This is a genomic window from Verrucomicrobiota bacterium (assembly GCA_016871495.1).
GTDB lineage: Bacteria > Verrucomicrobiota > Verrucomicrobiia > Limisphaerales > VHDF01 > VHDF01.
Genome location: VHDF01000005.1, coordinates 54125 through 66867, shown reverse-complemented (window position 1 = coordinate 66867; position 12743 = coordinate 54125). Strand labels below are relative to the sequence as shown.

Annotated in this window: 8 protein-coding genes; 1 reads left to right on the top strand and 7 read right to left on the bottom strand. The window is 60.2% G+C overall.

The window, feature by feature from the left end:
- Positions 1-260: 260 nt before the first annotated feature.
- On the bottom strand, positions 261-1280 hold the full coding sequence (locus FJ404_02295; protein MBM3821715.1) for an NAD-dependent epimerase/dehydratase family protein: 1020 nt from the start codon (positions 1278-1280) through the stop codon (positions 261-263).
- A 14-nt stretch (positions 1281-1294) separates the two neighbouring features.
- Positions 1295-2512, bottom strand: a complete 1218-nt coding sequence (locus tag FJ404_02290; protein ID MBM3821714.1) for an N-acetylmuramoyl-L-alanine amidase — start codon at positions 2510-2512, stop codon at positions 1295-1297.
- A 277-nt stretch (positions 2513-2789) separates the two neighbouring features.
- On the opposite strand from FJ404_02290, the gene FJ404_02285 reads away from it, so the two are divergent.
- Positions 2790-4229: a glycosyltransferase family 4 protein gene (locus FJ404_02285; protein MBM3821713.1), complete on the top strand. Its 1440-nt coding sequence runs from the start codon at positions 2790-2792 to the stop codon at positions 4227-4229.
- Between the two features lie 359 nt (positions 4230-4588).
- On the opposite strand, the gene FJ404_02280 is transcribed toward FJ404_02285, so the two are convergent.
- From FJ404_02280 to FJ404_02260, 5 genes are all read right to left on the bottom strand, one after another.
- Positions 4589-5677: a glycosyltransferase family 9 protein gene (locus tag FJ404_02280; GenBank protein ID MBM3821712.1), complete on the bottom strand. Its 1089-nt coding sequence runs from the start codon at positions 5675-5677 to the stop codon at positions 4589-4591.
- Positions 5678-5718: 41 nt separating this feature from the next.
- On the bottom strand, positions 5719-6441 hold the full coding sequence (locus FJ404_02275; GenBank protein ID MBM3821711.1) for a metallophosphoesterase family protein: 723 nt from the start codon (positions 6439-6441) through the stop codon (positions 5719-5721).
- 18 nt (positions 6442-6459) lie between these two features.
- Positions 6460-6738 (bottom strand): acylphosphatase, encoded by a 279-nt coding sequence (locus FJ404_02270; protein ID MBM3821710.1) that lies wholly within the window; start codon positions 6736-6738, stop codon positions 6460-6462.
- Positions 6739-6975: 237 nt separating this feature from the next.
- A complete protein-coding gene (locus FJ404_02265; protein ID MBM3821709.1) occupies positions 6976-11784 on the bottom strand; it encodes a CHRD domain-containing protein in 4809 nt (1602 codons plus the stop codon).
- 78 nt (positions 11785-11862) lie between these two features.
- On the bottom strand, positions 11863-12729 hold the full coding sequence (locus tag FJ404_02260) for a type II secretion system protein (GenBank protein ID MBM3821708.1): 867 nt from the start codon (positions 12727-12729) through the stop codon (positions 11863-11865).
- Positions 12730-12743: the final 14 nt, after the last annotated feature.

Here is a 12743-nt window from a genome sequence, read left to right as displayed (position 1 = left end):
CTTCATGCCACGGCCCGAAGTTGTCTGTCGTATGGCGCAGGCTGCCCAGCCTGCCGTATCGCCGACGGCCCGTCGGTCCGGGGGGGTGAAGGACGAGGCCCTTCCATGCTCTCCACGCGCCGGGTTCCCTTCGTCGCCCCGCAGGCTGGGCAGCCTGCGAAACAGCAGACAGGGCTGTCTGCGTTACCAAGACAACCCGGTCACCGACAACCTCTGGAGGCACCGCACGGACCGGAGCTTCGGAATTCTACGGCGGACGATCAACTTCGGAGGGATGAATATTCCGCCGTCCTGCGGATGATCTCGGTCAACGGTGTTGAGGGTTTGTAACCGGTGAGGCCGATCAGTTTTTGGATGACCGGTTTTCTCCGGTTCATGTCCTCGAATCCCGGAGCGTAGGCCTCGGAGTAGGGGATCTTCACGACGGAGGAGCGGGATCCCAACTCCCGGATGATTTGGCGGGCGAGCTGTTCGATGGTGATTTCGCAATCGGACCCCACATTGACCACCTGGCCCCAGGCGCGGGGCTGGCGAATCAAAAGTCCGATCGCTTCCACCACATCCTCGACGAAACCAAAGCAGCGCGATTGCTCTCCATTGCCATAGACTCGCAAGGGATCGCCGCGCCGGGCGGCTTCGATGAACCGCGGGAGCACCATGCCGTAGGCGCCGGTCTGGCGCGGTCCAACCGTGTTGAAAAGCCGCACAATGAGAACGGGCAGTCCGCGCTCCTGGCTGTGGGCCATGGCCAGGAATTCATCCATCAACTTCGAGCACGCATAGCTCCAGCGTCCGAGATGGGAAGGTCCGATGAGCAGATCATCATCCTCGGAAAACGCCTCTTTCGCACTCTTGCCGTAAACCTCGGAGGTGGACGCAAGCACAACCGGAACGCGCGACCGGTTCGCTTCCAGCAGCGCGCGCGTTTCCTGGAGATTCGTCTCGATCGTTTGGATCGGCGACTTGACGACCAATTCCACACCGACTGCCGCCGCCAGATGGATGACGAGATCGGAATCCTCGATCAATGAGGAAAGGTTCGGCAGAGTGGAGACTTTGCCGGTGATGAAACGAAACCGATCGGAGGCTCGCGCCAGCGCAAGGTTCTCCGGCCGGCCCGTGGAGAGATCGTCAATGGCCGTGATCGTTTTTCCCTCCGCGAGGAACCGGTCGATCAAATGCGAGCCGATGAATCCGGCGCCACCGGTGATCAACACTCGATTCCATGGCTGCGAGTCAAAACTCGTGGCGCGTGCGGATGGAGCAGGGGAATGCGGCATCAGGAAACGAGACGTCAATCAAGCGCCGCCGCCACCGCTTCCGCCAGCTTCTGCCGGTAGTCGGGATGATCGATGTTCCGGGATTCGGAAGGCGAGGTTAAGTAGCCGCCCTCAATGAGAACCGCGGGCTGAGATTGGTTGCGCAAGACCCCCATGAACCGCGCCCGCCGCACGCCGCGATCAGGAGCCTTCGTGGCCTTGAGGAGGGACGCGTGAATTTTCATGGCCGACAGGAAGTTCTTCTCGTCATGAGCATTTCCGGGCAGCGCAAACGCGATCGGTTCTCCACCATCTCGGGAATGATGCGATGGCATCCACTGAGGAGCCAGGGCGTAGGTCTCGAGCCCCCGCTGGTTGGGATGGCCCGGAATGGAGTTGAAGTGGAGGCTGATGAAGAGAACCGCCTGTTTCTCGCTTGTGAACTCGACGCGTTCCGTGATGGAAAGCGCGCGGTCGTTCGTGCGTGTGAGAAAGACTTGCCAGCCTTGAGCGGCCAGGAGCGGCGCCAGTCGTCGAGCCCAATCCAAAGCATAATCCTTCTCATAAGCCGCGCGCAGGATCGAGCGGGTGCCCAGGTTGTCGCCGCCATGTCCCGGATCCAGGACAACGGTGCGCTGAATGGGTGTCAAATCCGGATCGGGCAGCAACAAGGGACGGAGATGTTTCTCGAGATCGAGGCTGTGGAGATGCAGCACGCCCCGCTGCGATCGCGGTGCGAAACCAAGCCAGAACTGGACACCATTCCAGGTGGCGGTATGACTGCCCAAGGTCAGCGTTACCAGCCCAGACGAGGACTTGATTTCCTGGACAAAGTTTTCGCCGGGTAACTTGCGAGGTTCTGCCAACCGATGCTCCTGGCACCATTGCGCCAGAGAAATCCATTCGAGGCGGAGAGGGGTTTTGGCCCTGCGGGGTTTCGTATCCAATGGAGAACGCGTGAGGGTTTCCGCCGGAGCACGGTTCGTGGCTGGCGGAGTTGGCTGGGGTTGTGGGCGCAGGGCATCACGGGCGGGAATTTCGGGTTCGTTTTCGCGAACTTCGGTCGATGAGATCCGGGCGGGATCCCGGGCCAAACGCGGTGAGTCCGAAAGATCCGTGATTGCGGGCGCGGGTTGTTGAGGACTTTGACAACCTGCCCAGAGGGCAATCAACGTGAGGAGGATCAGCGTGGGGGCCGAGACCGGGAGAAAACGCACCCAAGAGATGTAACGGTTGAGGCGGAGGTTGGGCAAGCCTGCTCAGGAAGATCGTCCGGCATGAAATGCAACGATAACAGCCAGATCAAAAGGGAATTGCAGGTCATTCATAATGAAATATAACATACATTGTGCAATATATCGGAGACATCAAATTGGCTTTCGATGCGGCTGCGCTTAGGCCATTCTTTCGCCCTGAATCCCATCTCAACCCATGAAACCCAGGGTGGTTCATCTGGTGCCGGCGCTCTTTGACGCCGAACTGGGCATCATCGGAGGCGCCGAGCGTTAGGCCTATGAACTCGCTCGCCACATGTCCTCCGCAGTGCCAACCCGCCTCGTTGCCTTCGGCACCACCTCCGCTTCCCGCAAAGAACATGGACTGGAAATCTCGGTGCTCGGACCCGCCCGCCGCATCCGAGGCCAATCCACAAATCCCTTCCACTGGAGCATGTTCAAAGCCCTGGCCGGCGCGGAAATCGTGCAGTGTCACCAACAACATGTCCTCGCCACCAGCCTGGCCGCCTTGTTCGGACGATGCACTGGAAGCAAAGTATTCGTCAGCGATCTGGGCGGAGGTGGCTGGGACCTTTCGGCTTACGTTTCGACGGACACCTGGTTTCGCGGCCATTTGCATCTGAGCCAATTCAGCCGTGAGGTCTTTGGCCACGCCCGGCGCACGAACGCGCACGTGATCTACGGCGGAGTGGACGCGGATCGGTTCTCACCCGGCCCGGCCCGCATTCCGCCGCGCCCGTTCAAAGTGCTTTTTGTGGGACGTCTTGTTCCACACAAGGGCATCCACGATTTGATCGAAGCGCTTCCCCAGGGCATGGAGTTGGCGATTGTTGGAAAACCTTACCATCAAGCCTACGCGCGATCCCTGGAGACGCTTGCTCATGGGAAACCGGTGCGTTTTTTCCACGAATGCCCCGACGAGGCTTTGGTTTCCCATTATCGTGCCGCCCACTGTTTGGTCTTGCCCAGCGTCCACCGTCTTCCTGACGGCACGGAAACGGCGATCCCTGAATTACTGGGCCAAACCTTGCTCGAAGGCATGGCCTGCGGCCTTCCGGTCGTCGCTACGCGGGTTGCCAGTTTGCCGGAAATTGTCACTCACGAAATCACCGGACTTCTTACGGAACCGAATCAGCCCCCATCGCTCCGTCATGCGCTGGAGCGGCTCCGGGATGAACCGGAACTCCGGGAGACGATGGGAATACACGGGCGGCAGGAAATCCTCAGGCGCTTTCAATGGAAGGCGGTGATGGATCGGTGCCTGACGCTCTACGGTTTGCGCCAGACCCTCTCGAGCATCCCTCGTTCCTCAAGAGCAATGACGGAGCTGCTATTTCTCTCGGGCTTGCGCGTCGGCGGCATGGGGCCCGCCAGAAAACCGCTCGATGCCCCTGGGCCAAGCTCGGGCGCCCTCCCCTGCTCCGCTTCACTTTCGTGGTCAACTTTCTGGGATAAGGAACCGTGCAACATTCGGGGGTGTTGGAGCACGCCTGGGTCGTCGTTTGGCCAGCCGCCGCACGTTGAAAAATCTGGAGTCTTCCGAACTGTCCGCGCGCTGCGGCTGGTCTCCGACACAGCCGCGCTCCCCAAATTGAGAATGGCTGTTTCGTTCGTCCCCGCGGGACGGTCCTCCCCCGGCTCCGCCCTGTCCGTCGCGGTTAACCTCCCATCTTGGACTCGCATTGGGACGAGGAACCACGCCGGGAGGGCTGCGTTCCACCGCAGCCCATCTTGATCACCCTCTGAAAAGGTGGGACGGCGGTGGAACGCCGCCCTCCCGGACCGAGGTGCATGGACACCTCGGGAGATCCGCATGCACGCCGTGATTGCCCTGGGCACTCGTCCCCCAACAACGAAGTGATTCTGCTCGGTCTGCTGCGACTGCCTTTCAGCACCGTCGCGCTCCGAAGACGAATCACTGACCAGATCCATCAAGGATAGGCCTCGTGCTTCTTCATGTCTTTCTCATCCAGGCGTTTGCATATCTTTGCCACGTTCAATGGCCGCTTTTAGCAAAAGAACTCCGCCGGGCGGGGGTGCGGAATGGTGAGTAACTTGAGCATCAAGTTAGTCGGAAGGGTTAAGGTTTAAAAATCATGCTTCCCCGGGCGCCGCCTCGAAGTTTGCCGATGAACTCCGAGCTGCCCAAGGTGAACTTCGGCGGGGTGCTTCCAGGATCTCGATCGCGCGTTGAGCCACTCGTTCGGGGGAAATGCCACGAAGACAGGCCAAGTCGATTGCGTTGTTGCAGACTCCCTGAAAACATGGCGCACAAGGAGTCGCCTGGCTCAGGACGCGATCCATCTGCCCATAGGGGCCGGTCCGCCACGGAGTCGTGGGACCAAACAGCGCCAGGGTTGGCACGTCCATGGCGGCGCCGAGATGCATGGGCCCTGTGTCATTGGTAATGAGCAAATCGCAAAGCCGGATCCATTCCACCAATTCGGGAAGGGAAAGCGTGCCGGCAAGATCGTGGCATCCCGGGATGCTCGCCCGCGAAATCATCCCGCTCAGCCCTCGCTCATTCGCCCCCCCCAGGATCAGCAGACGAACCTCTCCGAGTTCGGACTGAAGCCTGCGGGCCAGTTCGACGAAGAATGCAATGGGCCAGCGCTTGGTCTCCCAACGCGCTCCGGGCTGGATCGCGATGACTTTCCCCGACCCCAGGCGGCCAAGTTGCTTCGCCACGGTCTCCGCCACGCGCGGACGTCGAGGCAGCCACTCGAAGGGACGGTCCACGGGGATGTTCAACGCCCGGCAAACCGTGAGGTTGTAATCCACCGCGTGGGTCGTTGCGCTGGGGCGCGTCAGCGTCACGTCGTAAAACCCTCGCGCTCCCTCACCATGATCATCGAGTCCAAGGGTCAATTCTCCTTCGGCGAGCCAGGACATCAGGCCGCTGCGAAACAGGCCTTGGAGGTCGATCACCCATTCGTAGCGCGACCGCCGCATGGCGGACAAGCCGGACGCGGCGCTCATCCAGACGGAGGGATTGGACCACCCTTCGCGATCGAATGGATGGAGAACGTCGAGATCCGGATCCGTCTCGAGCAAGGGCATCAATCCGCGCAGGATCCACCAATGGATTTCAGCCTGGGGGAACTGGAGTTTGAGCAGTCGCGCGACCGGGAGTGCGTGCACCACGTCGCCCAACGAACTCGGCTTGAGAATCAGGACTTTCACCGCCCGAATTTCCAGGGGTCCATCCCGGCGGTTCGGGGAGGTCAGCGCCCGAGAGCGAGCCGTTCCGCCAATCGGGGAGGAAGGCCGGCTTTGAGAATTTTTTCCTGCGTCACGGCGATGTCATAGTCGAGCCGGCGTAGTTCGATGGAACCTTCATCCAGATCGTAGACGACATACGTGGCCTTGGCGACCCCATCGCGGGACTGCCCGACGCTGCCGACGTTGACGAAGTATTTGCGTCCGGGTTCGACGCGGAACTTTGTGTAGTTACCGCTCCGAATGACGCTATCCCGAATGAACGCCACCGGCACATGGGTATGGCCGTGGAAACACACCGCCGTGTTCTGATACGTGAAACTCGCGGCGGCATCCAGCTTGCTGAAAACATAACCCCAACGCTGGGGGGCGTCCAAGGTGGCATGCACGATCGAAAAGCTGGCCACCAGCCGGATGTACTTCAAATCGCGAAGCCACTTGCGATCTTCCTCCGGCAGTTGCTCTCGTGTCCAATTCACCGCTTCGGCTGCGTGCGGATTGAATCCTTCCGCGGCCGTGTCGGCCGAACACAGTTCGTCATGGTTGCCCTTGACGCAGGGCATGTTCATGTTGCGGACGATGTCGAGGCATTCTTTGGGATTGGCATTGTAGCCGACGACATCTCCCAGGCAGGCATAGTGCGTGCACCGCAATTTCTGGGCATCATCCAGCACCACCTGCAACGCTTCCAGATTGGCATGGATGTCGGCAATAATGGCGTACTTCATGGAGATGATGACTCGGAACTAACGAATGATTTCAAACCCCTTTAGTCCCCCGACCGGAGGTTCCCAAACGATTTCCTCGTTTCGAATGAATTGCCCCACTCCAGCACTCTTTACGCCTTCCCGAAAAGCATCCAACTCCTCGCGGCTCCCCTCGGCGACTAATTCCACCCGCCCATCGTCGAGGTTCCGAACTGTTCCTGACAATTCGTACCCTGGGGCGAGTGTTTTCACGGCGTAACGAAATCCCACTCCCTGAACGCGCCCGGAGTAGTAGATTCTCATTCGACACCGTGTCATGAACTTCAAACGTCATGTTCTTTCGAGCCCTCGCGCGCAAATCCAACCCGCCTTGTTGTTGGCGGGCAATGGCTGCGGTTCGCGTTGGCCGTGGGGGGAATGAAGCCATAACCGCCCAAAAAGGCGCAACGATAAACCGGGAAAAAGAAGCGGGCTGCGGGGCGACACACGGTTGCGCCGCCGCAGCCCGCCGGTCCAGCCCCCACACGGGGGCCGGAAATCCATGAACGGCCTTCGTTATTTCACGATCTGACCGCGCAACTCCCCACCCGGATTGGTCGAGGTGTGAATGTTGATGTAGCCGACACCCGCCGCCAACCCGCCCTTCTGCTCAGCGGTCAGGGTTTGGCTGCCAAACAACAGCCCGGAAGTTCCGAAGCCTTGGACGGGAGTCAGCGCGAAGATGACTCCTGCGTTGGTTTTGGGATCCGCCGGGCCATGCACATGGGCGGCGGTCGCCGGGGCCGAAAGACCCGTGTAATACACGATGTAGATCAAGCGATCGCCTTCCAACGACAGCAGCGCCCTGCCCGATGCCCCCGTGGTCACGGGAGGATTCTCCGCCGCGCCCGAAAGCGTGGCCTGATATAATTCCACACTGGCTGAAGCCTGCTCCAGAATTCGGTAGAACCCCGTCGGAGCCAACTGAGGCAGCGCGACCTTGCTATCCGGGGTGGTGAGCAGGTTGATCCATTGCGCGTCCGACAGGCTGACTTTGGTTTGGACCAGGAATGGCCCTTTCCCTCCGGTCAGGTCCAGCGAAACGTTGCCACCCGAAACACTGACTTTCGAGAATTTCACGGCTTCCGCCGGGGCCGGGCCGTTCAAGCTTTGGCCGCGGCTTCCGCGATCAAACACCGCCGTGACTTCCTGGGCGGTGAGCACACGGCGCCAGATCGCCACTTCGTCGATCTGGCCGTTGTCCACGCCGACTCCACCGCCATCGGTGTATTTGCCGGTCCCGTCCTGGCCGATGTTGGTCGATTTGCCGGCCGGGGTGGACAAGTTGTTCGCCGGAGTGGCAATCGGAATCTCTGAACGCGGCGTTGCCTCGCGGCTGGCAAACTTCTTTCCATCCACGTAAGCAATGCCTGCTCCTGCGCGGTCGAAGGTTACGGCGATATGATGCCAGTTGCCATCGCTGAAGACACCGCCGGGACTGTCAAAATCCTTGCGGTCACCGTTGGAGTTGTCGAGTTTGCCCCCCAGGTTCCATTGGAGGCGTCCGTCTCCATCCGTCGCGATCACCCAGCCTTGGTTGTTGCCACTGCCCCAATCCTTGTTCGAAAGGAAGGCGGGATCGCCCGTCCAAGAGCCGGGGGCCAGCTTCGCCCAGTAGGACACTGAGAAACTCGTGCTCGAACCGAAATTCAGATCGGCGGGATTTCCCAACGTGACATAGTTGAAGGAGGTACCGTCCTTCTTCGAGGTGAAGGAGAGAGCTCCGGAACCGACTTTGCCTGCCACGAAACCAGGAGCACCGACTGCGGTGCCGTTGTTGCCGCGTCCGCTGGCGTCCTGAGTGTTGCCGTCGAAGGGCAGATAGGCTACCAAGTCACGCAGGACAGGATCCCCGGTTACCGGCACGCCGCTTTGACCGCGGGCGAAGACAGCTGCCGCTTCAGTCTCATTCAAGGCGCGGCGCCAGATCGCCACCTCGTCGATCAACCCATTATCGATGCCCACGCCGCCCCCGTCGGTGTACTTCCCTGTGCCATCCTGGCCAATGCTGGTGCCTTGGCCGGCTGGGGTGGACAAATTGTTGGCCGGACTGGCGATGGGGATCTCCGTGCGGGGAGTGGCTTCACGACTGGCGAACTTCTTGCCATCCACATAAGTGATGCCCGTACCATTGCGATTGAAGGAGACCACGATGTGATGCCAATTACCGTCGCTGAAGACGCCGCCTGGACTATCAAAGTCTTTGCGGTCACCGTTGGTGTTGTCGAGCTTGCCGCCCAGGTTCCATTGCACACGTCCATCGCCGTCGGTGGCGATGACCCAGCCGCGGTTGTTGCCGCTGCCCCAGTCCTTGTTGGCCAGGAACGAGGGGTCGCCGGTCCACGAACCGGGAGCCAGCTTGGCCCAGAAGGCCACGGAGAAGCTGGTGGCCGTGCCGAAATCGAGATCGGCCGGCGTGCCCAGGCTCACGTAGTTGAATGAACTGCCATCCTTCTTCGAGGTGAAGGAAAGGGCGGACGCACCGACTTTGCCGGCGGCGAAACCGGGGTTGCCGACCGCCGTGCCGTTATTGTTCCGACCGCTGGCGTCCTTCACGTCGCCGTCGAACGGCAGATAAGCCACCAAGTCGGCCAGCAATGGATCGCCCACGGGAGCCTTCTCGCCAAGCACCGACAGGTTGTCGATCGCCCACCACCAATTGTTGCGGGTCTCGAAGTACCGGAAATGCACCGCCATTTGCTTGGCGCCGGCTGGATTAGCGATGGCCAGCGAAATCGTTTCATTCATTTCATCCGGGCGGAAGTCCGCGTTCGCCGGATCGGAATTGTAATCGAGAATGGAAACAGGCGCGGATCCATCGAAGCTGACCATCACACTGGCTCGCTGGGGCGTTTCCGGACGCCAACTGGAATCGAACTTCAAAACCACCGTGCCCGCTTTGATGCCTTCGAGGGAAACGGCCTTCGTCTTCAAGATCGTCTCCATGTTGCCGGGGGCATGGCCGACATCGTCCCACTCGTCCGAGTCCGCGATGGCCACGGCGCCCACACCCTTGGTGAACTTGGACCGTTCCTGATCTCCGGCGGTTTGAGACCACCAAAGGCGATTGGCAAAACTCCAACCCGCCCATTCGGTCACGCCGTCCTGATCCGTGCCGACTCCCGGCACTTTGCTGTCATCGATGGACCACCCTTCGGGAGCGGTTTTGGTCCAAACCTTGTCGCCGGCCACTCCTTCGTCCACGTTGGGTCCGAGGGGCGATTTTTCGAAGTCCTCCGTCAGCAGCGCCACGCGTCCGGTGGTGCCAGCGATCACGGACAATCGCACGGGAATCGACATGGCCGAGCCTGAAATATTCTTAATCTGGAGCGTGTAGTAACCCGAGTCCGAGATCTTGGCAGCGGCGAATGAAAGCGTGCCGCTGGTTCCGCCTGTCACGGCAGTTTTGCCCGCCCCCTGGCCCTTGAACCATTGATAGCTCAATCCTTCACCGGTGAAGGTGGCGGACAGGCTTGCCGCCTTGCCTTCCTCGACTTCAGTCGTTTTGGGTTGCTGCGCAATGATCGGGGGCGAAGCGCCGGCATTGATCACCACATTGTCGATCGCCCACCACCAGTCATTGGCGCCTTCCACCAGCGCGAACTCGATGACCATCGATTTGGCCCCGACCGGATTGTTCAGAGAAATCAGGACGGACTCATTTTGCATATCCGGATGAAAGGTCGGACTCCCCGCGATGCTGTCCCATTTCAAGATTTGAACGGGCGCTTTTCCATCGTAGCTGACCGTAATGATCGCGGTTTGGTTGTTGATGGCCTCGCCATTCGGGCCCGTTGGAAATTTCGACGCATTGGCATCATCGACACCTTCCGGACGCCAGCTGGAATCGAACTTGAGGAATGCAGCACCTGGAGCGATGCCCTCCAAAGAAACCGGGGGCGTCTTCAAGAAGGAATTGAACAAACTAACCGCGTGAGCCAGGTCGTCCCACTCGTCCGGATCCGCGATGGCCAGGGTTCCTTTGCCCAGGGAAAACTGATCCCGGGTCTGATTATCGGCGGCGATCCAGAAATCTTTGTTGGCGAAACTCCAACCTGCCCATTCGGTGCGCCCGTCGTTGTCCGCAAAACCATCTCCATCATCGTCCGGATTATCAGGCGAGATGACGACCGCCGGGAATTTGCTGTTGTCGATGGTCCACCCCGTCGGAGGCCGGTTGGTCCAGCCCTTGTCGAAGGGCTCCGTGTTGGCGTTGTTTTCATCTTTTCGCGGTCCCAGCACGATGCTTTCGAAATCCTCGAACAACAAGGCCGCCGTGAATTCCGTGGTGAGGGTTTTCGCGCCCGCCAAACTGTCCGTGTAGGACAGTTCCAACTTATGCTTGGTGCCTGGAGCGAAGAGTCCCGGATTGGGCTTCGAAACCCTGATCAGCCCGCCTGAACGGGAGATCGTCGGACTGGCCAGCGCCGTGCCGTCCAGTTTCAAACCGATGGTCGAATCTTGAATGGTGGTGCTGCCGGGGTCGATGACCGCTCCCAGTTCGGTGTTCCGATTGGCGAATTCCCCGGCCGGAATCCATTGCTCCACATTGGAAGGAATCGGCGGGATCGTGGTGGGGATGCCGGTGGCCGATGCCTTGCCCAGGGCCAGAACCTGCTTGGCGGACAGGGCGGTATTGCGCAACTGAATGCTGTTGGCGTATCCGGAGGCGATATTCTCCCCCTCTCCTCCGAACAGCACCACGGTGGCCGCGGGCGTCAATGCGTTCGAACCGTCCACGGTTCCTGCGGATTGAACGCCGACCTCCACGCCGTCCACGTACTTGCGAATCCGGCGCGTGGTGGCATCGGCCACGAAGGCGACGCGATGCCAGGAGTTTGAGACGAGGGATCCTTGGAACGGCCCTGTGCCGGCACCCAGTCCGTTGTTCGCACCGACCGTGAAGTAGGAGGTGCGTCCGGTGGCCGTGCCATCGTCGGTCTGAACCAAAGGACGAATTTTTCCATGAGCGGCACCGGTGAACAGAACATCCATGATCACGGTGTATTCGTTCACGAGGGATCCGCCTCCGTTGGGCGCGGGTGTGGGCATCAACAAGCCCGCGGGTGCGACGGACGCGGGAAACTGGATCACGCGCGCTTCGAGGCCCCCGATGTTGGGCACGCCGAAACTGGTGGTCGTCCCGAATTTCGCGGCTTGCCCCGTGGCAGCGTCGCCAAATTGGAGCGCGCCGCCGATGGTGGCGTTGAGGTTGCCGTTGTCAAAGTCCCACTGCCAGACCGTCTGCTGGGCCATGGCGGGAATCGCGGCGGCCATCAGCGCAAGCGCCGACAGCCTCACGGTCGTTCGTTGGGGTCGTTTCATAGGGTTGTTGTGTTGTCGATTTGAGGTCGGAATTTCACACCGCTAAATTTTTACACGCACTCGGGTTCGGAGATCAGATCACCGCGGTTGTTCCAAAGGCGTGTCGCCCGTGTACCACCGGTAGTCCACGCCCTTGTTGTATCCGTTAAACTTGATCGAGGATACATGTCCGGGCACCCAAAGCGTCGCGCACGTCTTGTTGTGCCGGTACCATTCCCATTCGAACTTGTATCCGTCATAAAAGCCGGCGCCGAGCCCGCCACGGCCCGGCGGATTCCCAATCCATTGCTCCAGGATTTGATTCCGTCCAGGCCAGAGCCCAATGGTGTCATCCGCCCCATCCATCCGTTGCTCCGCGGCGTCCTGGGCAAAAATGGTCGAGGAAGGGCTTTGGAGGGAGGAGATCTTCCGGGGTCCTTGCAAACGGGACGACGGATTCTTGGGGTCCGGTGGTTCGTTGATGAAGGAGTTGATGCCGTAGGTTGAATTCAGCCAGAAATCCTTCGGATACCGGAGACCGTCCTCCCGCCATTGATCGACAATCTTCGCGCTGGGACAGCGATAGTGTTCCTTGGTCCCGCCGAAATAACGCGTATAAGCCACGCCCCAATAGGCCAGACCATCGTTGGCGTCCAGAGGAACCGTGCTCCTCGGATTGGCGAACCACATCCCGTGGTTCGGAAATCCTCCCGAGGGCGTGTGATGGAAAAGCTCCCGGTGATCATCCGCGTAAAGCGTCGTGCCGATTCCGATCTGACGCAGGTTGCTCAAACAGCGGGCTTGCCGGCCCTTTTCCTTGGCCTTGGAGAGCGCGGGCAAGAGCATGCCCGCCAAAATGGCGATGACGGCGATGACCACCAAGAGTTCGATCAAGGTAAAGCCACGCTTAAAGGGGCGGGCTTCCCGAATCCAACTGGCGGAAGAGGACTGAGGATGCACATTCATAACTTGACCGGGGC

Bases quoted from the DNA above. Each gene is read 5' to 3' on its own strand.
- FJ404_02275 (MBM3821711.1), bottom strand. From the start codon at position 6,441: ATGAAGTACGCCATTATTGCCGACATCCATGCCAATCTGGAAGCGTTG.
- FJ404_02260 (MBM3821708.1), bottom strand. From the start codon at position 12,729: ATGAATGTGCATCCTCAGTCCTCTTCCGCCAGTTGGATTCGGGAAGCC.
- FJ404_02270 (MBM3821710.1), bottom strand. From the start codon at position 6,738: ATGACACGGTGTCGAATGAGAATCTACTACTCCGGGCGCGTTCAGGGA.
- FJ404_02285 (MBM3821713.1), top strand. From the start codon at position 2,790: ATGTCCTCCGCAGTGCCAACCCGCCTCGTTGCCTTCGGCACCACCTCC.
- FJ404_02265 (MBM3821709.1), bottom strand. From the start codon at position 11,784: ATGAAACGACCCCAACGAACGACCGTGAGGCTGTCGGCGCTTGCGCTG.
- FJ404_02295 (MBM3821715.1), bottom strand. From the start codon at position 1,280: ATGCCGCATTCCCCTGCTCCATCCGCACGCGCCACGAGTTTTGACTCG.